This window comes from Flavobacterium fluviatile, from assembly GCF_010645065.1.
Classification (GTDB): Bacteria; Bacteroidota; Bacteroidia; order Flavobacteriales; family Flavobacteriaceae; genus Flavobacterium; species Flavobacterium fluviatile.
On sequence record NZ_JAADZW010000006.1, the window covers coordinates 61,241 to 84,189 of the forward strand.

Annotated in this window: 25 protein-coding genes and 1 pseudogene; 15 read left to right on the top strand and 11 right to left on the bottom strand. The window is 35.0% G+C overall.

The window, feature by feature from the left end; genetic code table 11:
• Nucleotides 1–46 precede the first annotated feature (46 nt).
• From GXM17_RS08650 to GXM17_RS08660, 3 genes are read right to left on the bottom strand one after another with little or no spacing between them, the layout of a single operon-like run.
• Nucleotides 47–442 carry a VOC family protein gene (locus tag GXM17_RS08650; RefSeq protein ID WP_163398932.1) on the bottom strand — a complete coding sequence of 132 codons (396 nt, stop codon included), beginning with the start codon at nt 440–442 and terminating at the stop codon, nt 47–49.
• Nucleotides 443–482: 40 nt separating this feature from the next.
• Nucleotides 483–1,031 carry an acyl-CoA thioesterase gene (locus GXM17_RS08655; protein ID WP_163398934.1) on the bottom strand — a complete coding sequence of 183 codons (549 nt, stop codon included), beginning with the start codon at nt 1,029–1,031 and terminating at the stop codon, nt 483–485.
• A 43-nt stretch (nt 1,032–1,074) separates the two neighbouring features.
• Nucleotides 1,075–2,448, bottom strand: coding sequence for a DNA recombination protein RmuC (locus GXM17_RS08660; protein ID WP_163398936.1), 1,374 nt, complete (start codon nt 2,446–2,448; stop codon nt 1,075–1,077).
• Nucleotides 2,449–2,635: 187 nt separating this feature from the next.
• Between GXM17_RS08660 and GXM17_RS08665 the strand changes: the two genes are divergently transcribed.
• From GXM17_RS08665 to GXM17_RS08690, 6 genes are read left to right on the top strand one after another with little or no spacing between them, the layout of a single operon-like run.
• Nucleotides 2,636–3,514 carry a protease complex subunit PrcB family protein gene (locus tag GXM17_RS08665; protein WP_163398938.1) on the top strand — a complete coding sequence of 293 codons (879 nt, stop codon included), beginning with the start codon at nt 2,636–2,638 and terminating at the stop codon, nt 3,512–3,514.
• A 7-nt stretch (nt 3,515–3,521) separates the two neighbouring features.
• Nucleotides 3,522–3,920, top strand: a complete 399-nt coding sequence (locus GXM17_RS08670) for a hypothetical protein (protein ID WP_163398940.1) — start codon at nt 3,522–3,524, stop codon at nt 3,918–3,920.
• 50 nt (nt 3,921–3,970) lie between these two features.
• A complete protein-coding gene (locus GXM17_RS08675) occupies nt 3,971–4,522 on the top strand; it encodes an RNA polymerase sigma factor (RefSeq protein ID WP_163398942.1) in 552 nt (183 codons plus the stop codon).
• Nucleotides 4,519–5,133, top strand: a complete 615-nt coding sequence (locus GXM17_RS08680) for a hypothetical protein (protein ID WP_163398943.1) — start codon at nt 4,519–4,521, stop codon at nt 5,131–5,133. The genes GXM17_RS08675 and GXM17_RS08680 overlap by 4 nt, the downstream gene beginning before the upstream one ends.
• A 4-nt stretch (nt 5,134–5,137) precedes the next feature.
• Entirely contained in the window at nt 5,138–6,421 is a 1,284-nt protein-coding gene (locus GXM17_RS08685) for a hypothetical protein (RefSeq protein WP_163398944.1), read from the top strand.
• 15 nt (nt 6,422–6,436) lie between these two features.
• Nucleotides 6,437–6,961 (top strand): MepB family protein, encoded by a 525-nt coding sequence (locus tag GXM17_RS08690; protein WP_244307359.1) that lies wholly within the window; start codon nt 6,437–6,439, stop codon nt 6,959–6,961.
• Nucleotides 6,962–7,016: 55 nt separating this feature from the next.
• On the opposite strand, the gene GXM17_RS08695 is transcribed toward GXM17_RS08690, so the two are convergent.
• The 3 genes from GXM17_RS08695 to GXM17_RS08705 all read right to left on the bottom strand — a co-directional run bounded on the left by GXM17_RS08695 (nt 7,017) and on the right by GXM17_RS08705 (nt 11,967).
• Nucleotides 7,017–10,418, bottom strand: coding sequence for a T9SS-dependent choice-of-anchor J family protein (locus tag GXM17_RS08695; RefSeq protein WP_163398946.1), 3,402 nt, complete (start codon nt 10,416–10,418; stop codon nt 7,017–7,019).
• A 271-nt stretch (nt 10,419–10,689) separates the two neighbouring features.
• A complete protein-coding gene (locus GXM17_RS08700) occupies nt 10,690–11,442 on the bottom strand; it encodes an SDR family NAD(P)-dependent oxidoreductase (RefSeq protein ID WP_163398947.1) in 753 nt (250 codons plus the stop codon).
• Nucleotides 11,443–11,592: 150 nt separating this feature from the next.
• Nucleotides 11,593–11,967, bottom strand: coding sequence for a hypothetical protein (locus tag GXM17_RS08705; RefSeq protein WP_163398948.1), 375 nt, complete (start codon nt 11,965–11,967; stop codon nt 11,593–11,595).
• Nucleotides 11,968–12,272: 305 nt separating this feature from the next.
• Between GXM17_RS08705 and cas9 the strand changes: the two genes are divergently transcribed.
• Nucleotides 12,273–12,920, top strand: a complete 648-nt coding sequence (gene cas9 / locus GXM17_RS08710) for a type II CRISPR RNA-guided endonuclease Cas9 (protein ID WP_244307360.1) — start codon at nt 12,273–12,275, stop codon at nt 12,918–12,920.
• On the opposite strand, the gene cas1 is transcribed toward cas9, so the two are convergent.
• On the bottom strand, nt 12,837–13,331 hold the full coding sequence (gene cas1 / locus GXM17_RS08715) for a type II CRISPR-associated endonuclease Cas1 (RefSeq protein WP_244307361.1): 495 nt from the start codon (nt 13,329–13,331) through the stop codon (nt 12,837–12,839). The two genes, cas9 and cas1, sit on opposite strands and share 84 nt — an antisense overlap.
• 141 nt (nt 13,332–13,472) lie before the next feature.
• Between cas1 and GXM17_RS08720 the strand changes: the two genes are divergently transcribed.
• Both GXM17_RS08720 and GXM17_RS08725 read left to right on the top strand, forming a co-directional pair.
• Nucleotides 13,473–14,039, top strand: a complete 567-nt coding sequence (locus GXM17_RS08720) for a pseudouridine synthase (protein WP_163398949.1) — start codon at nt 13,473–13,475, stop codon at nt 14,037–14,039.
• Nucleotides 14,040–14,125: 86 nt separating this feature from the next.
• Nucleotides 14,126–14,581, top strand: a complete 456-nt coding sequence (locus tag GXM17_RS08725; RefSeq protein ID WP_163398950.1) for a tRNA (cytidine(34)-2'-O)-methyltransferase — start codon at nt 14,126–14,128, stop codon at nt 14,579–14,581.
• Between the two features lie 109 nt (nt 14,582–14,690).
• Here GXM17_RS08725 and GXM17_RS08730 read toward each other — a convergent pair whose 3' ends face one another.
• The 4 genes from GXM17_RS08730 to GXM17_RS08745 form a co-directional block, all read right to left on the bottom strand.
• Nucleotides 14,691–15,467, bottom strand: coding sequence for an ABC transporter ATP-binding protein (locus tag GXM17_RS08730; protein ID WP_163398951.1), 777 nt, complete (start codon nt 15,465–15,467; stop codon nt 14,691–14,693).
• A 97-nt stretch (nt 15,468–15,564) separates the two neighbouring features.
• A complete protein-coding gene (locus GXM17_RS08735; RefSeq protein WP_163399057.1) occupies nt 15,565–15,897 on the bottom strand; it encodes a GxxExxY protein in 333 nt (110 codons plus the stop codon).
• Entirely contained in the window at nt 15,887–16,915 is a 1,029-nt protein-coding gene (locus tag GXM17_RS08740) for an iron ABC transporter permease (RefSeq protein WP_244307363.1), read from the bottom strand. Before GXM17_RS08740 ends, GXM17_RS08735 begins: the two co-directional genes overlap by 11 nt.
• Nucleotide 16,916: 1 nt before the next feature.
• A complete protein-coding gene (locus GXM17_RS08745) occupies nt 16,917–18,059 on the bottom strand; it encodes an ABC transporter substrate-binding protein (protein WP_163398952.1) in 1,143 nt (380 codons plus the stop codon).
• A 144-nt stretch (nt 18,060–18,203) separates the two neighbouring features.
• Between GXM17_RS08745 and GXM17_RS08750 the strand changes: the two genes are divergently transcribed.
• The 6 genes and pseudogenes from GXM17_RS08750 to cobC all read left to right on the top strand — a co-directional run bounded on the left by GXM17_RS08750 (nt 18,204) and on the right by cobC (nt 22,886).
• A complete protein-coding gene (locus GXM17_RS08750) occupies nt 18,204–18,566 on the top strand; it encodes a C1orf53 family protein (protein ID WP_163398953.1) in 363 nt (120 codons plus the stop codon).
• 163 nt (nt 18,567–18,729) lie between these two features.
• Entirely contained in the window at nt 18,730–19,239 is a 510-nt protein-coding gene (gene cobU / locus GXM17_RS08755) for a bifunctional adenosylcobinamide kinase/adenosylcobinamide-phosphate guanylyltransferase (RefSeq protein WP_163398954.1), read from the top strand.
• A 178-nt stretch (nt 19,240–19,417) separates the two neighbouring features.
• Nucleotides 19,418–21,097 carry a nicotinate-nucleotide--dimethylbenzimidazole phosphoribosyltransferase gene (cobT, locus tag GXM17_RS08760; RefSeq protein WP_163398955.1) on the top strand — a complete coding sequence of 560 codons (1,680 nt, stop codon included), beginning with the start codon at nt 19,418–19,420 and terminating at the stop codon, nt 21,095–21,097.
• Nucleotides 21,090–21,341, top strand: a pseudogene (locus GXM17_RS08765) (transposase); the annotation flags it as partial. The gene cobT and the pseudogene GXM17_RS08765, both read left to right, overlap by 8 nt.
• A gap of 238 nt (nt 21,342–21,579) precedes the next feature.
• Nucleotides 21,580–22,365 carry an adenosylcobinamide-GDP ribazoletransferase gene (locus GXM17_RS08770; RefSeq protein WP_163398956.1) on the top strand — a complete coding sequence of 262 codons (786 nt, stop codon included), beginning with the start codon at nt 21,580–21,582 and terminating at the stop codon, nt 22,363–22,365.
• Nucleotides 22,350–22,886, top strand: a complete 537-nt coding sequence (cobC, locus tag GXM17_RS08775) for an alpha-ribazole phosphatase (RefSeq protein ID WP_163398957.1) — start codon at nt 22,350–22,352, stop codon at nt 22,884–22,886. The genes GXM17_RS08770 and cobC overlap by 16 nt, the downstream gene beginning before the upstream one ends.
• Nucleotides 22,887–22,949 lie beyond the last annotated feature (63 nt).

Here is a 22,949-nt window from a genome sequence, read left to right on the forward strand (position 1 = left end):
TTGGCTGAAGATTTTGTGCTAAATATTTGTGAATTTTCAGCAAAAGCTATTCTCCGACTGCTGTACAAATCTCAATCAAAAAGCCATTCAAATCTCTAATATAGGCAACAATCTGCCCCCAGGGTTTCTGTTTAGGTTCTGTAACTAAAACAGCCCCTAAAGAAGTCGCCTTTTGTACCAGCTCACCTACATTTTCTGTTATAAAACCTAATTCAATTGCAAAAGGCTTATCTTCGAGACTGCTTTCGATAAAACCATCGGATAAATTTTCGGAAGCCAGTTTTTTTGAAGCGAATGATATTGTCGTTTCTCCTGTGCTTAACTCACCATAGTCATTTTCAGGAGTAATAAATTTTCTTGAAAAGCCAAATGCAGTTTCATAAAACGCAATCGACTTTTCTACATCTTCTACGTATAAAATTGTATAGCCAAACTTTACCATCTTGTTTTATTTAATGTGTTTATCACTACGAGATAGAAAATTATCCTATTTCGAGCAACACATTATATTTGTCCAGATTCACCAAATCTTCAATCGAGTTCACTTTGGCCTCTCTGGCGTGCTCTTCTATTTCTTTTTTGGTTTCAATCTGTTTGATGCATTTTCTAAAGCGGCGTACTTCATCCAGATTAGTTAAAATTAATCCCGGAACCTGAACGCTTTTGCCTTCTTTATCTTTTGCTACCATAGTAAAATAAGATGAATTACAATGTTTGACAACACCTGTCTGGATATGTTCTGCCTCTACTCTGATACCCACAATCATAGAGCTGCGCCCAACATAATTTACCGAAGCTTTCATCGTAACAAGCTCACCTACTTCAATAGGTTTTAAAAAGTTTACCGTATCTACCGAAGCCGTTACACAATAATTGCCGCAAAATTTTGAAGCACATGCAAAGGCAATCTGATCCAGCAGTTGTAAAATGTAACCTCCGTGAATTTTTCCGCTAAAATTGGTATGCGAAGGAAGCATTAATTCGGAAATACTAATTTTTGATGAAGAAACGGGTTTGAAATCTGTAGTCATTAATCTTGTAATTTATGGTTTTGTTTAGTTTATTTAATTAAAATCAATTTAATAATTGATTTTCATCTGTATTTGAAGCTCTGGAAACAATGTTCTCCGGAAGTGATTTTTTAGCCTTGGCACCCATTTTTCTTAATTTCTCAACACTTGAGATAAGGTTCCCTCTTCCATCTACCAGTTTGTTCATAGCGTTTTCGTATTCAGTTTTGGTATCTTTTATTTTATTGCCTATTCTTAACAAATCAGAAACTAAACCTTCGAATTTATCGTACAATGCCCCTGCCTGACGTGCAATTTCAAAAGCATTTTCCTGTTGTTTCTGATTGGCCCACATACTGTCAATTGTTCGTAAAGTAGCCAGTAAAGTAGTGGGTGTTACAATCACAATATTGCGCACAAAAGCTTTATTGTATAGTTCAGAATCCACGTTTAGGGCAATGGCAAAAGCGGGTTCAACGGGAATGAAAAGCAAAACAAAATCCGGGCTTTCAATTTGGTACAAATCGTGGTAATTTTTGCTTCCGAGCTGTTCGACATGTCTCTTTAAAGAATTGACGTGTTCTTTCAGAAATTCATTTTTTAGGATCTCATCTTCTTCATTGATCCATTTTTCGTAAGCAGTCAGTGAAACTTTAGAATCGACAATCATTTTTTTGCCATCGGGAAGATTAATCACCACATCCGGAAATACACGATTTCCGTCAGCATTTATAAAACTTTGCTGTACTTCGTATTCTCTTCCCTTTTCAAGTCCGGATTTTTCCAGCACACGTTCCAGAACAAGTTCGCCCCAGTTACCCTGCATTTTACTGTCACCCTTGAGAGCTTTCGTCAGATTCAGGGTTTCTTTGCTCATCTGAACATTCATTTCGCTTAAACCTAAAATCTGCTGACGCAGTGCTGCATGGTAATCAATACTCTCCTTATGTGTCTGCTCTACTTTTTGCTCAAAACCCTGAATTTTATCCTGCAAAGGCAACAGGATGTTTTTCATGTTTACGGAATTCTGTTCGGTAAATTTTGCCGACTTTTCTTCAAGGATTTTATTGGCTAAATTTTCGAATTCTTTGGTGAATTTCTGCTGCAGTTCGGTTATTTCGAGTTTCTGTTCTTTATGACGCTCCCATAAATTTTCAAAATCCACCTCTTTTTTTGAAAGCTGAATCGCCAGGCTGTCTTTCTCGTTCCGGATAGTATCTTTTTCTAAACTGATTAAATGAAGCTGTTTTTCAAAATTGTTTTTATCATTTTGAAATTGTTCTTTCTGCAATTGAAATTGTGAATTTGCCGCATTAAGTTTTTCACTTAATCCAACTTTTTCTGATTCAAATTTAGCCGATGACAATATTTTTCCTAAATAAATACCTAAGAATACAGCAATAACAAATACGGACAAAAGTGGCAGAATATCCAACATAACTACGTTAATTTTTACGTAAAAGTACGCAATAATACGTAGTTCTTAATTTTTAAAAATAAAATTTCACGAATTAGTAACCATTCTAAATTAAATAAACAATCCCTTCAATTTTAAAAAAATATTCTTCAACGCAACCATTTTAAAACAATTACATCTATTAAAAATAAACCTAATAATGAAACTCATGAAAAAGTTAATGCTAAGCTTATTTATAGCTTTTGGATTCAGTGCCTGTTCACTTAATGATGATTTGCCACAGGATACTTGTGGAGAATACACGAATGTTCCTTTCACCGGTTTTCCTCTTGACTGTAACTATACCCTTAAAGAGCAGTTTCCAAACCCTGCCGCTTTAATTATAAACAGTCAGGAAAAACTAAATCAGTATTTTACACAACATGCCAATTCATGTACGGTTGCAAGTGATCCAAATATCAATTTTACCAATAATTTTCTGGTTGGAATTTTTTCAGGACAAAAAACAACCACTGGTTATGGCATAAAAATCACTTCTATAGTAGAAAACAATTGCCAGATTATTGTCAATTTTTATGAGCACGGACCGTCAACAGGAGAGGTAACCAATCCTGCAACAACCTATCCTGCTGATTATGTTTTGATTCCAAAGACGACAAAACCTGTCTATTTTAACCGAACTACAGAAAACAAAGACAATATTGTGATTGGAACTTTTTATGGTGAATGCAGTGGTTCAGATTGTCAGCAATTTTATCAGTTAAACGATTATAATACCCTAAAATTCTTAGATGTTGCAAACGGAATTTATGAGTTTGGTCAATATAAAAATACTGCTACAATAAAAAGAGGCGAATACACGTTGTTCCTGAAAAATGTCCCAACTGAAATCTTAAACCTAAAAGGCCAGACCAAAACCTACGGATCTCCAGACTCAGCAGATCAGGGTGGTGTTTATTTTGAATTACACCAAGGTGCCAGTACAACAAAAATCTATATCGACAATACTGATACAGCAGATCAAAGTACAGAAGTGAAAGCTTTCAAGAAGGCAATTAAAGACAAAATTGTACTTTTAAAAATTTAAACCAATCATGACAAAAAAACTGTTTCTTTTCATTGTATTTATCATTTGTACAACGGCTTACCCATTAAAAAATAACACAAAAAAAACCAGTCAGATTACGGATACCTGGATCTGGGTAAAAACGACAGGCGGAGAAAATAACCCTTATGTTGCTACTCCAAAAACAATAGGATTCAATAAAAAAATAGTTTTTACTCCTGACGGAAAAATCATTACCTACAAAGATGATGTCGAAATTCGAAACAGCTTGTATGAAATCAAAAAAGGAATCAGTTTTTTTGATCAGTCTGAGAAAGACCTGATTTCTTTTGAAGGCAAAACATATATCATAGAAAACCTTGACAATCAAAACTTAACAATCATAAGTAATGACTCAGAGGGTACCCGTACTATCTATAAAAAATAGGTTAAGAGTATAAAAAAAGTTATTTTTGCAACAACAAAACTACCCTATTTTTGAAAGACGATTTAGACATATATATTAAACAATGCATACAAAATGACAGAGCAGGACAACTGAAAATTTATCAGTTGTTCTCTCCTGTTTTATATGGTATTTGCTTAAAATATATGAAAAATGAAGATGATGCCAAAGATGTTTTTCAGGAGGCTTTTGTTATTGTTTTTCAAAAAATCCATCAATATAAATTTGAAGGCAGCTTTGAAGGCTGGCTAAAGCGAATCTTTATCAATAAACTCATCGAGACATTAAGCAGGAAAAGAAAGGAAAGCTTCTTTTTGGATGTTTTTGATCCTGATACCGATTTTGTGGAAGAAGAAGAATTAGAAATTGTTCCGATACCGCAGGAAAGATTGTTAGAATATATCAGAGAATTACCAGACCAGTACCGCATGGTTTTTAACTTATATGTTTTTGAAAAAATGAAACACAGGGAAATTGCGGAACAACTCAAAATTTCAGAGGGAACTTCTAAATCCAATTTAAACAGGGCCAAACGAATTTTACAAAAAAGGATTTTGAGCATTAAAAATTTTAAAACAGCATGAAAAAGCAAAAAATAGAAGATATTTTTTCATCAATGGAAAACTTTTCCAGTGTTCCGCCACCTGAATTGTGGAATAAAATTGAAGAAGAACTTGATAAACCTAAAAAGAAAAAGAGAACAATTCTTTGGTGGTCAGCTGCTGCATGTCTGCTATTAGGATTATTGCTCCCTGCTATTGTAAATTTCAGTTCTAATTCAGAAATTGAAAAAACAAATAACGAATCGATTGGAAAAAGCGTTGTTTTTGATGAAAACAAAACCGACTTAAATAAGAATAAAGCAATTTCTGTTGAGAAAAACAATAACGAAGAAAATTCCGGTATTGTTGAAAATCCTTCTCTAGAAAACATAGCAAAGCCATCTGAAAATTCCGGAAATACTAAGAAATACAGAACAACAATTACTCCTATTAATTCTAATAAAAAAATCAATTCAGGAATTTCAAACCAGAATTTTAACATTGTAACAAAAAATACAAATCAGATTGCAGCTGAAAAAACATTCACTACAGGAAAACAAAATTCGTTCAATTCTGTTTCAAATAATCAAATGCCATCTGAAAAGAGAAATGAGAATCAGGCTGTGAAATTCGTTCAATTCTGTTATAAATAATCAAATGCCATCTGAAAAGAGAAATGAGAATCAGGCTGTGGCTGAAAAAAAATTCACTGCAGGAAAACAAAATTCGTTCAATTCTGTTTCAAATAATCAAATGCCATCTGAAAAGAGAAATGAGAATCAGGCTGTGGCTGAAAAAACATACACTGCAGGAATACAAAATTCGTTCAATTCTGTTATAAATAATCAAATGCCATCTGAAAAGAGAAATGAGAATCAGGCTGTGGCTGAAAAAACATACACTGCAGGAAAACAAAATTCGTTCAATTCTGTTTCAAATAATCAATTGCCGAATTCTTTTTGGGAAGACAAATCAGCTTCAAAAAACAATCCTGCTGTGGTTTTAAATTCTTCAAATTCAATTTCAGATCCAAAAACTAATACCCTGGAAAAAGCTTCTGATGAAACAATAACAAAATCAATATTGGCAGAAAACATTCAAAAAAACAACTCAATATCTGTTAGTTCATTGAATAGAGAAGATTCACTTCAATTGGCAGTATTACAAAATTTGGAAAAAGGCATTGTTGAAGTTAAAACTGAAAAAGACAAAGAAACTGAACCTGCATCTGATCCTGAAAAATGGTCTTTGGAAGTTTTTGCGGGAATAGCAAATTCAGAAAACTATAATAACCAAAAAACATTCGGGAATGTAAACGAGTCAAAACAAACAAGTTCATTTGGAGTAAAAACCAATTACAAACTCAATAAAAAATGGGCTGTGAGTTCCGGCTTAAAAATTAATGAATTGGGACAAAGTATTGCTAATGTTTCTTACTATAGCAATAATAATAATACTGCTTCTGCGCCAATAATGAATGAATATTTTAGCCCAAATTCATTTACAAATGGTGTCTCGCCAAGAATAACCAACAATTCAAGCTATGTTTTCGTTTCAAAAAATACCAGTAATGCTTTGAAAAGTGACAATCTTGAAAGCGGGAACATCGATCAGAGTTTAAAGTACATTGAAATGCCTCTTGAGGTTTCTTATTCTCTTTTTAGTAAAAACAAAACGAGTATCAGTTTAAATACAGGTGGCTTCGTAGGAAAATTAATTTCAAACAATATGACCTTAAACGGAAATTCTATAGGTGATAACTTAAATGCCAGTGAATTCGTTTTCGGTTCTTTGCTAAGCAGTACTTTTCAATATCGTATATACAAAAAAACACATGTATTTGTTGAGCCGGGCATGAATTATTACCTCAATCCATTAACCAATCAAACCTTTAATCAATTTCAATGGGCGTTTAATTTTGGTTTGAATGTTTCATTTTAAGTTGCAGCTAAAATGATGAAGCAGTGGAGAGAACCGGAATCAATACCAAATGATTTAATACTTGTAAAAAAACTGGTTTTTGACCGATGTGATTTAGAATGTACTCAGCCTTTACCGGAAGCAGAAAGTAATGAATACAGTGCTTATCGTTTTGAAATCAACGATAAAAAAGTCTGCTACAGAGAAGCTAAAATTACCCCGGCCAAAACAGGACAATTTGTTACTTTGTGGAAACGAAATACGGCTGGAACGATTGAACCTTTTGATTTTTCAGATTTAATCGATTTTGTGATTATCGCTGTCCGAAAAGGAAATAATTTTGGACAATTTATCTTTCCAAAAGCTGTTTTGTTAGAAAAAGGAATTTTTTCCACCTCAGCTAAAGAAGGAAAAAGAGCTACGAGAGTCTATCCGCCATGGGATTTTGCTACCAGCAAACAAGCTCAAAAAACACAGCAATGGCAAATGGATTATTTTTTAGAAATAGCAGAAAATAATCTTAATGCTTCAGGAGCTAAAAAATTATTTAGCATAGAATAGAAAAAAACAGGCAGCCTGAATTAAGCTGCCTGTTTTTTTTTATTTCACTTTTGATTTATTTTTTTATAACCTTTCCTGTAAAAATAACTTTATTATTTTCTGTCAGAGTGTAAATATAGATTCCCGAATGCAAATGACTCACCGGAATTTCTGTCGTACTTATTTCCTGACCCGCTTTTAGATCAATTGAATTTCCGGTCAAACGACCATTGATATCATAAAACCTTAATTTCAGGTTTTTATCTGAATTGGTTTTTACCAAAACATTTATCAAATCTGTTACAGGATTAGGAAATAGTTTTGCTGCGAATCTTTTATTTTCAAAATCAATTGTACTAAGGTCATCATCTTTCAGTTCAAAACGGGCAATTACCGGTCCATGGTCTGAAGTTGTGTTTGTATAGTTGGCAATATCCGTACGCGGATCATAAACGGCGATAGAATTTGGTATATATTCATTTGTTAGCTCATTAGAAACTATAATATGATCCAGAAATCCTCCCGAACTAAGAAAACTGTAAGCACCTGCCTGACTAATCCCCAGGGTAAGTGCATTGTAACGGCTGGCATCATTAACAAAAGCTTCATAAGATGAAGGATTTGGTGTAATAACAGATGCTTTTACATCATCATTAAAATCCCCTAAAATCATGAAATTTGCATTTGGATAATGAACATCCAGACTGTCTTTTAATAATTCGGCATCGTATTTACGCATATTGTATCTTGTGATATCTGTACCGCTGTTTGCACGGGCATGAATATCAATCAGGTTGATTTCTTTTTTAACACCACCAATATTGGTCTCTATCTGAACCAGATAAGGCAGGCGTCCGGATGAAAAGAAACTATCTTCATTTCCACCTGGATAACCCGTCAATGTTACTGTATTAGCACGTACCTCATCATACAAATCCTTAAACATAACACGTGTCTTTTTAACTGTAGTTGTCTGCGTATTATAAAGTACCACTAATTTTTGAGGTGGAAAATTCGGATCCGGTGCATTAAATGAATACGACCATGAAGTCGAAATAGTTTTATCAAATGTTTTACCGTTGATGTTTAATTTCTGAATCAATACATCAATTGATGGATCATCAGACACTTCCTGAACTACATATACGTCTGCATTCAATTTGTTCATTACTTTTGCTACATTCTCGATTTGCAAGGCATCATCTGTTGGACCAAATTCTTCTCCACCAGTATTTTTTACATCAGTGCCAAAAAACTCTAGATTATAAGTTACAACATCAAAAGTATCAGCTTTAGGAATGGAAGATCCTGTAAACAATCCAATTTGTTTATTCAAAGACGTACCGGTAACTGTTAAACTTCCTGAAATAGTTAATTGTTTTACAGCAGGGGCAAATTGCACATACACCGTTTTGTTGTTTGCAGCATCAGCAGCATCAACAACAACGCTTGATTGAAATGATACATTATCTAAAGACAATTTAAAATCTGCCGGTGCGGTAAGTGTGAGATCTCCATAACCCTCTGCCTTTAGAATAAATGACTGACTTGCTGAAACTGAATTTACATTAACGTCACCAAAATCCAAAACCGGATTTGCATCTACATAACCCGCATCATCTGTAATTGCGACATCATCCAGTGACCATTCTGCAGCATTATTGTTACCTCCGGCTGTTGTTTCATACACCCACGCAACATGAGTATTATTAGTCTTATATCCGCTTAAATCTATGTATTGCGATGCTGCATAAGTTCCGGTTACAGTTGGAAATTTACCGTTTAGTGCTATCCAGTTTGCTGTTTCCGGATTGCTTTTCCCGTCATAATCAGTCGAAACCATTAATTTTAACTCAGAACCCGCATAAAATTTACGGGAATAAAAAGACAACAATGCAAATTGATTGAAATTATCTAAACGCAGTCTTGGAGAAATCAGCCAGTCTTTACTTGCTCCGGTATCAGAATATCCGTTCATCAGTACCGCACCGCTTCCGGAATTTACATTCCTTGCAGTCGTTGTATGCGCCCATTTATTCAGGCTGCCCGCTGTATTGTGCTGTGTCCATCCACTGTTAGTCAAAACATTTGCATCATTGAATCCCTGAACATAAGGATTGATTCCAGTACCTGATAAAGAGATATTTTTTGAAGCACCCTTAGTCTCATGCATAATTTGTCCTGAAAAACTGCCGGTAGCTGAAGGCGTAAACCGAACATAAACAGTTAATGCTGCATCTGAAGCAAAAACTGCAGCGGGGTAAATCAAAGAAGAGCCAAACGTCATATTATCTTTCGAAATAGTAAAATCAGCCGGTGCCGTTACTGTTACAGCATCAACAAGGTTTTTTGCCTGAATTTGGTAACTTAAACTTTCAGAATCATAATTTGCTTCCGAAAAACCTAAATCCAGAGAAGAAACTGAGGTGAGCAAAGACGGAACTGCCACATTGAGAGTTGTTGCATCGACTTTATTTACAACTGACTGAATATTTCCATTAGTATCCTCTGATACAGAAAAAACAGAATATGTAGTATTCAGGTTTAGTCCTGTAAAACTTTTTATATATACCTGAGAAGCATCAGTAATATCAAAAAATCCGGATTGCAAAGCAGCTGCTCCTGTTGCATCCTGACCGGCTTTTATCTGAGTAATTGTTGGCTCTGTGCTTCCTCCTGGCAATAGCACATAATAGGTTTTACCAATTTCATTTATTTTATTCGAAAAGTCAAAGCTTTCTGACAAGATATTATCTGCTTTTGGATAACCTGCTTCACTAATCGGAGCAGCAATATCACTTTTGATATCAATGTTGTCAATTGCAAAAGACGGTCGGGATCCACTACCTGATTCCTGTCTTGAAATCCATCTGATCTGAACTACTGGCTGATTATTACATTCTGCCGGCAAAGTGACTTGTATGGTTTTAGGATTTTGTGGCGTCGTATTGCCAGAATCAGTTTGTGTCGTAGTATTATTTCTGTAAGCAGTTTCTAAAATGGATGTAAAAGACGCTGTTGTACCCACTCTGTATTGCAAAACCATTTCATTAATACGTGTATTACTACCCCCGTCATAAGGATTACGGATTGTCATGGCATCATACTTTACCTGTATCGCAGACTGTCCCGTTGCATCAAATGCAAAAGCTATGTTGAGATCTAAAGAGCCATTATTTAGAAAACCAATTTTTTCATTATAATTATGAATATTACCGCTGTTTGTACTTGCAGTGCTGTTAGCAATTAGTGATCTGTCTGTCACTGTAGCATTTGTCGCAAAACCAGATCCGGGAGACCCAGCTGTCCAACCCTGAAATCCAGATGGATAAGTTGTTGAGTTTGCGTCCAGCCCGTCAAAATTTTGAGTATAAGGTAAAGTTTGGGGTGTTGGCATCGTCTGGGCAAAAAGACTTCCTGATAAGCAAAACAAATATAAAAAAGCCATTAAATGTCTAAAGAAGTAAATGTTTTTCATAAGTTTCAAAATAAAGTTTAATACTACAAATCTATGTACATTAAAGTTAAGCGAATATTATAAAAATATGAACTTAAATAACTCATATTTATAAACATTTTATAATAAACAACTGTTTTTAAACAACTTTCATTTAATATTATTAACAAACCAGTCATTAAACAACAAAATTAACATTTTAAACCCCCTTACTCTGTTAAAAAAATATGGCGCATAAAAAAGGCCATCTGAAAAAAAAACAGACAGCCTTCTCTTAAATATTCAAAATAGTTTAAACAGCTGTATAGCCTCCATCTGCAATAATATAACTCCCAGTGGTAAAAGAAGATTTTTCAGAACTTAAAAACACAACCAACTCTGCAATTTCCTCTGAAGTTCCTAAGCGATTCATTGGAGATTTTGCAGCTACGGCATTCATCATATCTTTATTCAAATTGTCTTTTAAAAGGGCTGTTTCGATATATCCTGGTCCAACAGCATTGCAGCGAATATTTTTCTGAGCATATTCAACTGCAATATTTTTAGTCAAACCTACAACTCCATGCTTGCTTGCTGTATAGGCGACACTATTGGGTGCAGCAACCTGTCCGTGAATAGAAGCAATATTCACTATGCTGCCTCCTCCGTTTTTCTCCATTTGCTCTAACTGATAACGACAAGCATAAAAAACACCGCTTAAATTCAAAGCTATTACTTTGTCCCATGCATCCGGTTCGTATTCACCGGTTGGTTTTGCAGGCCCTCCCATTCCGGCGTTGTTAAAGGCAATATCCAGTCGCCCGTATTTTGAAACCGTAACATCAACCATGTGCTTATTATCAATAGCGCTGGACGAATCTCCTTTTACGAAAAAAGCCTCTCCTCCTTTTTCTTTTATAATTTTCACGGTCTCTTCTCCGTGTTCAACGTTGATATCAGATAATACTACTTTTGCTCCCTCTAAGGCGTATGCTTCTGCCACTGCGCGTCCAATTCCTGAACCACCGCCGGAAACATAAGCAACTTTATTTTCTAAAAGTCCCATTTTATATATTTTTTAAATTGATCCTTCTAATTTACGAAGACCTTCCTTGGTAACCTTCGCAAAACCTCAGTTTATCATAATATTAACCTGATATGCTAATCAAATGTTATTTCAGAAAAAAGAGCCTCTAATCTGTAAATTTTTCGTTATTCATTTGTCCTCATCCAATTTCATATTCCCTCTGTCTTCATGGCTTTCGGGATTAGAATTTGGATAACGGTTTGGTGTAACATCAGAATTCCGGTCTTTGTTTTCAACCGTTTTTTTTGCTTCTTCTTCTGTAGAAACACCACGGTTTGAATTTGGATTATCCGGTTTTATATCATCTTTGACTTTTCCAATATCCTCGTTTTCATTTCGGGCTCTTTCTACCACTGTTTTATTCCCGTTTTCATCAGTAACCACTTCTTTTTTCACGTTTGCATCTTCCGATTCTCCGTCATGCGAAATGTTTTTTCCTTTTGATTCGTCTATATCTTTTTGTACTCCGTTTATTTTTTTAGAGCCTAAATCATTCGTTTCCATATTATTGATTTTAAATATTCATCTTATATAATATTACGAATTCTAAATTTTAAAACTAAATGGTTTAACATTGCTTTGGGTTATTACTACATGAGCAAAAACAGAAGCAAAAAAAAAGTCCCACCGAAGCAGGACTTAAGATTTTCATCTACGGCATATAGCCTTATTGTGATAAGATTAAAGATTAGAATAAAATTATCTGTTACAAACATACTAATAATTTTTATCAAAAAACAAGTATAACTACGTGTTTTAGTTATTACAATTATTGTAGATTTATTTTTTTGAACCAAAACAAAATAAACATGACCAAAATACTCGGATTAGATTTAGGAACCAACTCTATTGGGTGGGCTATTGTTAATAAAGATAATAACGAATTTTCACTTGTAGATAAAGGTGTAAGGATATTTTCGGAAGGAGTAAAATCTGAAAAAGGAATTGAAAGTTCCCGTGCGGCTGAGCGAACAGGTTACAGAAGCGCACGAAAAATCAAGTATCGTAGAAAATTAAGAAAATATGAAACTTTAAAAGTACTTTCTGAAAACGGAATGTGTCCACTTTCTGTTGAAGAAGTAAAACTATGGAAAAAATCAGGTTTTAAAGAATATCCACAGAATCCCGAATTTCTAAAATGGTTGCGCACTAACGATGATGAAAACATCAACCCATATTTATTTAGAGATAAAGCCAGTAAACAAAAAGTTTCTTTGTTTGAACTTGGTCGTGCTTTCTATCATATCGCTCAAAGGCGAGGGTTTTTAAGCAATCGGTTAGACCAATCTGCTGAAGGGGTTTTAGAAGAACATTGCCCCGAAATTCAGTCTTTGATTGAAGATTTGAATTCAACTAAAGAAATGACAACTGAATTAAAAGAGTATTTTTTTAATAGAGGAATAATTGACGAAAGTATAAAAGGTGGTTTTGCCCATATTAGTTGTATCCCCACTTAGAACCTTCCCTGCCAAAAATTCAAATGCATTTTTTTTCCCGGTAATTTTCTCCAGCAGCTCTCCCTGATTTCTAATTTTTTCAACAACTGTCTGTTGCCACAACTGCTTTTTCAAAGGAACGGAAGCATTAACCTGATCCTTAAAGATTTCCTGCTGAATGTGATGGCTGTTCAGGTTCAGAAACATTCCGTTGGGAAGATGATTAGTATTGCATACAATCACAGCAGTATTATTTTCAATCAATAAATTCATTGCAGGCAAACTCAGATATATCTCCGGATGATCCAGAACCAAAAAACCAATGTCCTCAATGGGAATGCTGCTCTCCCTAATTTCCGACTTTATTACTAACTGAAGGTTTTTGGTAATAAGAGAAGATTTATTTTCAATCAAAATAGTTCTTTTTATCATAAATCAGCGTGAATTAATTAATGAAAATATTGAAAATCAAATAATTACTAATTTAATGAATTTTATGCAAATAAATTTACCCTCTTTTAATATGCAAAATTACTTAAGCTGAAATAACGTAAATTTGCAAAAAAAATAAACATGCACCGACACTTCGTTCTTTTTAAACCTTACGGCTACCTCAGCCAGTTCATTTATGAATTAAAAAGAAAAAAAAAACTTCTGGGCGAATTATATGATTTCCCCCAAGGTACGATGGCAATCGGAAGGCTCGACGAAGACTCTGAAGGTTTGCTTTTGCTGACTACAGACGGAAACATGAGCGAATTGGTACGAAGTAAAAAAGTAGAAAAGGAATATTACGTTCAGGTTGACGGGATTATTACTCACGAAGCGATCGAGCAGCTTAAAAATGGTGTTGAAATTGGTCTTGATGGCGGAAAATATAAAACAAAACCCTGCAAAGCTTTTATCGTTACTCAAATTCCTGATTTTGGCCCCAGAGCCAAGAAAATAAGGGACGAGCGTCACGGTCCGACATCATGGGCTTCAATTACAGTACGAGAAGGCAAATTCCGTCAGGTACGAAAAATGACGGCAGCAGTTGGTTTTCCTACTTTGAGATTAGTTCGTGTTCGGATAGGAAATGTATATTTGCAAAACTTAAAAGCGGGTGAAGTTCGAGAGGTCGATGAATTTGAGAATTAGACAATGTGGCAATTTGTAAATGAGATAATTCGAAATACCCATAACCAATAACTCATAACCAATAACTCATAACTCATAACTAAAAGATGTTAAACGTTGTTCTTGTAGAACCGGAAATACCAAATAATACCGGAAACATAGGCCGCTTGTGTGTAGGCACAGAAAGCCGTCTTCACTTAATTCACCCTTTTGGATTTGTAATTAATGACAAAAACCTGAAGCGCTCGGGGTTGGATTATTGGGTGCATCTAGATGTAACAGAATATCAAAATGTTGAGGAATGGATACAGCAGATTCCGGATCAGTCACGAGTGTTTTTAATGAGTTCACATTCTGACAAATCGTATTTAGAGAATGAATTTCAGGATGGTGACTGGCTGGTTTTCGGAAAAGAAAGTGTTGGTTTGAGCAAAGAGTTCATGGCTAGATTCGAAAATCACTTGACTATTCCGATGTCACCGCTTATTCGCAGTTTTAATATTGCAAATTCGGTTGCTTTTGTGGTTGGTGAGGCCAAGAGACAGATTGGATTGAAGAAGTAGTTAACTACCCTCCTGCAAGGTTTTTAAAACCTTGTAGGTATATTTTTTCTCGCCCAAATCTAAATTTTAAACCTACAAGGTTTTAAAAACCTTGCAGGAAGAATCGAAATCAATTCACAATAAACTTCCCTTTTTCGGCATCAAAAACAATATGTTCGTCTTTAAACAAAGCATTAAAGCTTCCTTTTGAGATTAAATTACACGGTTCATCCTGTACGACCATTTCGGGTGTCATAATAATCATTTCGTCGCTTAGCTGAATGGCGAGATCGATGTCATGAGTCGAAAACAAAATGCATTTTTGTGTTTCCTGTGTGAGCTTTTTCAGTAATTTGAATAAGGAAACTTTATGCAATAAATCAAGATGTGTGGTGGGTTCGTCAAGAATAATCAGCGGTGTATCCTGCGCCAGTGCCCTTGCAATTAAAACTTTCTGCAATTGCCCGTCGCTGATTTCAAAATGCCTTTTTGAAGCTAAATGTTCGATTTGAGTCAAGGCTAAAGCTTCGTTTACCTTTACAATATCTTCAGGAGTCAAAGTTCCTACCCAATTCGTATATGGCTGACGTCCTAAAGCCACCAGTTCAAATACGGAAAGATTACTTGGAGGCAGTTTTTCGGTTAAAACCAAGCTCAGGTTTTGTGCCAAATCCAATGGTTTATATTTTGAAATACTTTTATCATTCAGATAAACATTTCCTGCCAATGGAGACTGAATTCCGGTAATTGTTCGCAGCAAAGTCGATTTGCCAATCCCGTTTGCACCGATTAAAGCAATAAGTTTTCCTGAATCAAAAGTTAAGTTTAAATCCTGAGCAATGACCACATTTCCTTTCCTGGACTTATAGCCAATACTTAAATTTGAAGTATTCAATATCGTTTTCATTGTGACTTATTGTTTAAACACATAGAGAACATAGTTTTTTTTTCTTTGATAGTTTATTTTTAAAATTTACTTGTAAATTAGCACATAGCTGTTGTCACTAAAACTTTGGCAATAATTTGAAATATTCATTTACAAATGTTTTCTGCCCTTCTTTAAACATATTATGACAATTAAAGTTAATTATAATTCCTTTTGGTGCTTTGGATAATTTCATATAAGTCAGGAGTTGCGCTTCATGAATGGGATTTACTTCAGAAATTGTTTTTAATTCGACAACCAGACAATTTTCTATAAATAAATCACACTTTAGATCTGCTTTCAGTTCTTTATTTTTATAAATCAAAGGTACTTTCATTTCGGTGAGAAAATTTATTTTCCGATGATTTAGTTCCTCCTTTAGACATACAAAAAAGTAAGTTTTACTGTAAATTTCTTTTTCGAACTAAAAGCCATATCACAACCGGAGCACCAATAATAGATGTAATAGCATTTATAGGCAGCGTCACATCAAAACCCGGCATTTGAGAAACTATATCACAGAATAGCACGATAACGGCTCCAAAAAGCAATGTACTCCAAAACAAAATCATATGATTACTGGTTTGAAAAGTTAGTTTTGCAATGTGTGGAACTGCAAGGCCAATAAAAGCAATCGGGCCTGCGAAAGCTGTTATACTTCCGGCTAAAATGCTCGTTGCAAAAATAATGATCAAACGTGCTTTTTTGATATTTAAACCCATGCTTTTTGCATAATTTTCGCCCAGAAGCAAAGCATTCAAAGGCTTAATACTGCCGGCACTCAAAACTAAACCAAAAACAACACTCACAGCTAAAACTGTAATGGATTTCCAGGAAAGGTTTCCAAGATTTCCCAACGACCAGAAAGTAAATTTCTGAAGCTGCTCAGCTGTACTAAAATAGGTTAAAACACTAACGATTGCCGTGGTAAAACTTCCAAACATTAAGCCAACAATCAAGATTGCCATTGTATCTCTTAATCGCTGTGAAACCAATAAAACCAATAACAGAACAAGTGTACTTCCTAAAGTAGAGGCCAAAACAATTCCGTAAGATGACAAAGCTATTATTTTTAGAAATGAGGGTAAAAAACCTGCTCCCAAAATCACAAACGCTACTCCCAAACTTGCACCAGAGCTTAATCCTAAAACATAAGGTCCTGCCAGCGGATTCCTGAATAGCGTCTGCATCAGCAAACCGCTTATAGAAAGTCCCGTTCCAACTAAAACAGCAGTAATTGCTTTTGGCAAACGGTAGTTAATTATAATATACTCCCAGGTTAATTTGCTGGCCTGACCGCCTGTTAAACTTGTATAAACCTCTTTAAACGGAATATTCACGGAACCCAGACTAATGCTCGCAAAAAACATTAAAAGCAGACCTATGGCCAACGTGGCAAATAAAATGGTATTTCGTTTTTTATTGACCAATTTAATTCAGTTTTGTTGCAAAAGTAAACTCATAACCCGGAAGTAAATCCGGATGAAAAATTTTAATATAATCTTTCAGCACCAAATCCGGTCGGCTTGGAGACACTTCATAATAAATAGTCCCGCCGGTAGCACCAAACTTACTTTCTAAACAATACACTGATTTATTAGCAAAAGCATCAAATTCAGCATAATGCGGATTGGCTTTTTGCAATTCGTCTAAGGTTCTAAAGGAGCCTGAGACAATCCAAAAATTAGCTGTTTTGGCTTTATCCAGTACTTTTTCAAAAGATAAGCCCTGGCTTCCGGTTCCTTTTAAATCTGACCACAAATAATTGGTCTTAGCATCTTTCAGAAATTGGGCAACCCAGCTGTTTCCTTTGGCAACATACCATACATCTTCATACATTGATCCGTATAAAACAGTCGATGCCGCAGGTTTATCAGCCACTAATTTTAACGCCTGATTGTAACTGGTTACAATCTTATCGAATAATTCTTTTGCTTTGTCTTCCTTTCCAAATAAAGCACCGTAAAGTTTTATCCATTCGGCTTTTCCGAGTGGGGACTGCTCCATCCAGTCTGCCTGAATCAAGACGCTTAGACCGCTTTTTTTCAGATTGTCCAGCATTGGATTGTTATTATCAACACCAAAAGTCACAATTAAATCCGGTGACAATTCTATTAACTGCTCCATGTTTAGTTTTTCATTCTGACCTACGTTTTTAACCGAACCTTTGTCAATTAAGTCCCTGGTTTTTTCAGAAGAAATATAATCGGTATGCGGGAATCCTGTCAGTTTGTTTTCGACATCCAGCATTTCAAGAAACGGAATATTGGTTGTTGAAGTTACTACAACAGATTCCAGGGGGACTTTAATAGTAGTATAACTGTGCAGGCTGTCAGGCACTTCAGCATCTTTTTCTTTTAAAATATATTTGAAATTCTTATCTGCATTTGGCCATGGATTGGAAACTGTTACTATAGAATATCCTTCATGTTTTACGATAGAAAGTCCAGAAGCATACTCGATACTGTTTTGAGGAATTTCAGATGTTGTAATTGCTTCATTTTCATTTTTTTTACATCCTGTCAGAAGAAAAAATGAGGTAATGAAAATAAATTTGGGAAATAAATGTTTCATAGACTGTTGTATTGTTTCAGATGAATATGGCATCGTTATTGTTGCTAGTGTTGCCGCCTTATCAATAACACAAAGGTAACGCAATTTATATTTTTTTTATTTACCTTTATTCTTACAAATTTAAACAAACCCTTTTTTTCATATATGAATAGTATAAAAACAAAAGTTTGTTCGAGCTGTGAATCCTCTTTTGGCTGTGGAAATATTTCTCCTGAAAATAGCTGCTGGTGCAATGACTTCCCTCCTATTTTTAATCTTTCAGAAGGAGGAGACTGCCTTTGTCCCGGATGCTTTAAAGAAGCATGTGTTGACAAGATTGATGCTTATGTTGAAACGATTACCCCTAAAAAGGCGCTTAAAAATAAAGCTATATCTTTACCAAAAACCGATAAAATAATTGAAGACATTGACTATTATATCGAAAATGGCAATTATGTCTTTAAGACGTGGTTTCATTTAAAAAGAGGAAACTGCTGCGGAAATGCATGCCGCCATTGCCCTTATTAATTTTCTGAAAAAATAAATCTTACTACATTAGCCGAAATTAACCCAGGCACCGATTGCGTTAGGGATAGCAGTGAAAAGCCCGCAGTCTCGTTTTTTCACGAGACGAGGACTTGAAACGAATAGCCCGACCGGAGGGAACGCCCAAAACATTAATATTATACAAATGATTTATTTAATTACCGGTGGTGAACGTTCGGGAAAAAGCAGCTACGCTCAAAATCTGGCTTTACAGCTTTCAGATTCGCCACTATATGTAGCAACGGCGAGAAAATGGGATGATGATTTTCAGAACCGGATTGACCGCCACCAACAGGAGCGTGACGAACGGTGGACCAATATTGAAAAAGAAAAATATTTAAGTGAAATTGATTTTTCAGGTAAAACCGCATTGATTGACTGCGTAACACTTTGGTTAACTAACTTTTTTGTTGATACCAAAAATGATGTTGCCTTATCACTCAAAGAAGCAAAGAGCGAATTTGAAAAAATAGCCCTTCAGCAAAACACCAACCTGATTATTGTTACAAACGAAATTGGTATGGGCGTACATGCAGACACTCACATTGGCAGAAAATTTACCGAGCTTCAGGGCTGGATGAATCAGTTTCTGGCTTCAAATGCAGATGAAGTTGTACTTATGGTTTCAGGGATTCCTGTTAAAATAAAAGGCTAATCAATGACAATGACAATGGCAATGGCAATTTCAAAAATCAATAATTAAAGAAATTTCAAATTTTAAATTCCAAATTCCAAAGCGCTGTCTTAACTTTACATAAATTCAAACATCAGGATTATTGCAATTGATTTTTGCCATTGCAATTGATTTTTGAAATTGTAATTGATTTTTGAAAATGAGCAATCTGGACGACATATTAAAATCACGACGTGATACACGCCACTTTACAGCTGACAAAGTGCCTGATGAGGTAATTGAAAAAGCTTTGCAGGCAGGACATTGGGCGCCCTCTGTGGGGCTGACAGATGCCACGAGATATTACATCATAAAATCGGCAGAAGTAAAAAGTGCTGTTAAAAACCTGTTTTTGGATTATAATAAAAAGGCTGAAGAACTTACGGACAATCCCGAACAAAAAGAACTCTATAAATCCCTGAAACTGGAAGCTATTGATGAAGCGCCAATCGGACTTGTGATTGCTTATGACCGGTCTGTACTGAATCACTTTACGATTGGTACTATTGGAAGTAATGAGGCCGTGAAATTCAGTTCGGTCTGTGCAGCTCAAAATATCTGGCTTTCGCTGACAGAGCAGGGTTACGGAATGGGCTGGGTTTCGATTTTGAATTATTATCAGTTTAAAAAAATACTTGATTTACCTGAAAACATTGAACCTCTTGGTTATTTTTGCATAGGAAAACCGGCAACCAATTACGGTAATCAGCCCATGTTGCAGCAATTGCACTGGAAACAAAAATCAGAAGCTCCGAACTGTACCGAAATTAAAAATGTTATTGAATATCCTGTTTCAGATTTTGTTTTAAAGCCTCAGTCTGAAACTGAAAACCAAACCAATTTCAGCAGCCTTTTACAGGAAAAAATAGATTCTAAAACCAAACCTGTTGGTGCTTTGGGAACATTAGAAACACTGGCTTTTCAAATCGGAAGCGTTTTTAAAACCTTAAACCCAAAAATAATCAACCCGAATATTGTGGTTTTTGCAGCTGACCACGGAATTGCAAATCATGGCATAAGCGCATACCCGCAAGATGTGACCAGACAAATGGTCAGTAATTTTCTGGAAGGCGGCGCTGCGATTAATGTTTTTTGCAAACAGCATGATATCAAACTCTCCATTGTTGATTCGGGTGTCAATTATGATTTCCCAACGAATGCTAAACTGATCAATGCTAAAATCGCCAAAGGAACCCAATCCTTTTTACACGTGCCCGCAATGAGCGAAACCGAATTGCAGTTGTGTTTTGAAAAAGGTAAAGGCATTGTCGAAACTATTGCTCAAAATGGCTCTAACTGTATCGGTTTTGGCGAAATGGGAATTGGAAACACCTCAACAGCTTCAGTCCTCATGAGTATTTTAACTGGTTTTCCTATTGAAGAATGCGTTGGCAAAGGAACCGGAGTTACTGATGAAAAATTGATTCAAAAACAAAACCTGCTCAAAAAAGCAATTGAAAATTATTCCGGTCAAGCCGAATTAATGCCGCAGCTCGCCTATTTTGGAGGTTTTGAAATCATACAAATGGCAAGCGGAATACTGACGGCTTTCGAAAATAAAATGATTATTTTGGTGGATGGTTTTATTTGCAGCGTTGCCTTTTTAATTGCTTTTAAAATAAATCCTGCTATTATTCAAAATGCTGTTTTCTGTCATTGCTCTGCCGAAAAAGCACATCAAAAATTATTGAATTATCTACAGGCAAAACCAATTCTAAATTTAGATTTACGTTTGGGAGAAGGCACGGGCTGTGCTGTTGCTTTTCCAGTTTTAAAATCTGCAGAAGCTTTTTTAAACGAAATGGCGAGTTTTGAAAGTGCCGGAGTTAGCAGGAAATGATCAAACTATTCAAAAAACAATACAACTATTAAAAGGAGAATCTTCATACTGGATTAATAAAAATCAATTAACAAAAGAAAGATTTGAATGGCAAGATGAATATTTTGCTGTTTCCGTTTCAGAATCTATAGTTGATAAAGTTCGTGATTATATTAAAAATCAGGAGGAACATCATAAAAGGAAAACATTTCAGGAAGAATATGATGAGTTTATGATTAAATTTGGATTTCAAAAAAAATCTTAATAAAAAATTTGGCTAAAGCCTTTCTTTGAGCCTAATTTTGTACCTCCAGATAAATCTGGAGGCAATTCAAAAAATATCGACAATATTTCTCAGAAACATCTATAAATCATTATAAATTACAACAAAAAAGAAGTTCAAAAGATATTTTAAAAATACAATTTGAATTGCCAACATCTTTAGATGTTGGGAAGAAATATTGAATCCGAAAAGGGCTTTAGCCAAATTATCCACATTTAAAATGAAAAAAGAACTCCATATATTTTTTACCTGTTTGATGTTTTACACCCGGATTCCATGCCCGAAAAACATCAGTCACGCCCCTGAATATTTAAACAAAGCTACCCGTTATTTTCCTTTGATTGGCTGGATTGTGGGAAGTATTTCATTTCTTGCTTTCTATATTTCTTCTCTTTTTCTTTCTATAGAAACTGCTGTGATTTTAGGAATTATTGCTTCTATATTAACAACAGGTGCTTTTCACGAAGATGGCTTTGCTGATGTGTGTGATGGTTTTGGCGGAGGCTGGACGAAAGAAAAAATCCTGATGATTATGAAAGATAGTGCCATTGGCGCTTATGGTGCTATTGGGCTGGTTTTACTTTTTTTATTGAAATTCAAATTGCTTTCAGAATCTGTTTTACTTTTTTCAAATCACAATTATTTGATTTTCCTGCTGTTCATTTCTGCTCATTCCGTAAGCCGCATCGTAGCAATTTCTATTATTTTCACTCATGAATATTCAAGGGATGATGCTTCAAGTAAAAGCAAACCCATTGCAAACAAGTATAGCTGGAAAGAAGTTTTAGGTTCTTTTTTCTTTGGATTACTTCCTTTATTTGCCCTCTCCTTTTTTCAATATCAAATTCTTTTAGTTCTGATTCCGGTTTTCATAACCCGTTATTTTCTGGCTCGTTATTTTCAAAAATGGATTGACGGCTATACGGGTGATTGTCTCGGTGCAACACAACAGGTTTGCGAAGCGGTTTATTATTTAAGTATTCTTTTATTATGGAAATTTATTTAGTCCGTCATACCGAAACGATCTGTGAAAAAGGAATCTGCTACGGACAATCGGATGTCGATATTGCTGAACCTTTTGATACTGTTTTTAAAAACATTCTTTCCCATTTACCCTCTGAAGCAATAATTTTTTCCAGTCCGCTGAAGCGATGTGTTACTTTAGCCAAATATATTCAGAATAACATCAAAACCATTTCTTACCAAGAAGACAAGCGCCTGATGGAAATGAATTTTGGCGATTGGGAAATGAAAATGTGGAATGACATTCCGCCAGAAGAACTTAATCCGTGGATGGAAGATTTTGTCAATATTAAAGTTTCAAATGGAGAATCTTTTGTTGAATTACACAAAAGGGTTGAGGGTTTCTTAATTGAAAAAAAATCAAACAACATAGATTTTCCTATAATTATCGTCGCTCATGCCGGAATTATCAGAAGTCTTTTATGCCATCATTCTTCTCTGCCATTAAGAGATGCTTTCCACAATAAAGTCGATTTTGGAGAAGTCATCAAAATAGATTTTTAAAACTCCTTTTGTTTAGAATTTCTTTTAAAAAGTAAAACAAATTTGATATTTACATATTTTTAA

Excerpts from the sequence above, each read along its gene's own strand:
- GXM17_RS08650 (WP_163398932.1), bottom strand. The coding sequence starts at position 442 with ATGGTAAAGTTTGGCTATACAATTTTATACGTAGAAGATGTAGAAAAG.
- GXM17_RS08655 (WP_163398934.1), bottom strand. The coding sequence starts at position 1,031 with ATGACTACAGATTTCAAACCCGTTTCTTCATCAAAAATTAGTATTTCC.
- GXM17_RS08660 (WP_163398936.1), bottom strand. The coding sequence starts at position 2,448 with ATGTTGGATATTCTGCCACTTTTGTCCGTATTTGTTATTGCTGTATTC.
- GXM17_RS08665 (WP_163398938.1), top strand. The coding sequence starts at position 2,636 with ATGAAAAAGTTAATGCTAAGCTTATTTATAGCTTTTGGATTCAGTGCC.
- GXM17_RS08670 (WP_163398940.1), top strand. The coding sequence starts at position 3,522 with ATGACAAAAAAACTGTTTCTTTTCATTGTATTTATCATTTGTACAACG.
- GXM17_RS08680 (WP_163398943.1), top strand. The coding sequence starts at position 4,519 with ATGAAAAAGCAAAAAATAGAAGATATTTTTTCATCAATGGAAAACTTT.
- GXM17_RS08685 (WP_163398944.1), top strand. The coding sequence starts at position 5,138 with ATGCCATCTGAAAAGAGAAATGAGAATCAGGCTGTGGCTGAAAAAAAA.
- GXM17_RS08690 (WP_244307359.1), top strand. The coding sequence starts at position 6,437 with ATGAAGCAGTGGAGAGAACCGGAATCAATACCAAATGATTTAATACTT.
- GXM17_RS08695 (WP_163398946.1), bottom strand. The coding sequence starts at position 10,418 with ATGAAAAACATTTACTTCTTTAGACATTTAATGGCTTTTTTATATTTG.
- GXM17_RS08700 (WP_163398947.1), bottom strand. The coding sequence starts at position 11,442 with ATGGGACTTTTAGAAAATAAAGTTGCTTATGTTTCCGGCGGTGGTTCA.
- GXM17_RS08705 (WP_163398948.1), bottom strand. The coding sequence starts at position 11,967 with ATGGAAACGAATGATTTAGGCTCTAAAAAAATAAACGGAGTACAAAAA.
- cas9 (WP_244307360.1), top strand. The coding sequence starts at position 12,273 with ATGACCAAAATACTCGGATTAGATTTAGGAACCAACTCTATTGGGTGG.
- cas1 (WP_244307361.1), bottom strand. The coding sequence starts at position 13,331 with ATGATAAAAAGAACTATTTTGATTGAAAATAAATCTTCTCTTATTACC.
- GXM17_RS08720 (WP_163398949.1), top strand. The coding sequence starts at position 13,473 with ATGCACCGACACTTCGTTCTTTTTAAACCTTACGGCTACCTCAGCCAG.
- GXM17_RS08725 (WP_163398950.1), top strand. The coding sequence starts at position 14,126 with ATGTTAAACGTTGTTCTTGTAGAACCGGAAATACCAAATAATACCGGA.
- GXM17_RS08730 (WP_163398951.1), bottom strand. The coding sequence starts at position 15,467 with ATGAAAACGATATTGAATACTTCAAATTTAAGTATTGGCTATAAGTCC.
- GXM17_RS08745 (WP_163398952.1), bottom strand. The coding sequence starts at position 18,059 with ATGAAACATTTATTTCCCAAATTTATTTTCATTACCTCATTTTTTCTT.
- GXM17_RS08750 (WP_163398953.1), top strand. The coding sequence starts at position 18,204 with ATGAATAGTATAAAAACAAAAGTTTGTTCGAGCTGTGAATCCTCTTTT.
- cobU (WP_163398954.1), top strand. The coding sequence starts at position 18,730 with ATGATTTATTTAATTACCGGTGGTGAACGTTCGGGAAAAAGCAGCTAC.
- cobT (WP_163398955.1), top strand. The coding sequence starts at position 19,418 with ATGAGCAATCTGGACGACATATTAAAATCACGACGTGATACACGCCAC.
- GXM17_RS08770 (WP_163398956.1), top strand. The coding sequence starts at position 21,580 with ATGAAAAAAGAACTCCATATATTTTTTACCTGTTTGATGTTTTACACC.
- cobC (WP_163398957.1), top strand. The coding sequence starts at position 22,350 with ATGGAAATTTATTTAGTCCGTCATACCGAAACGATCTGTGAAAAAGGA.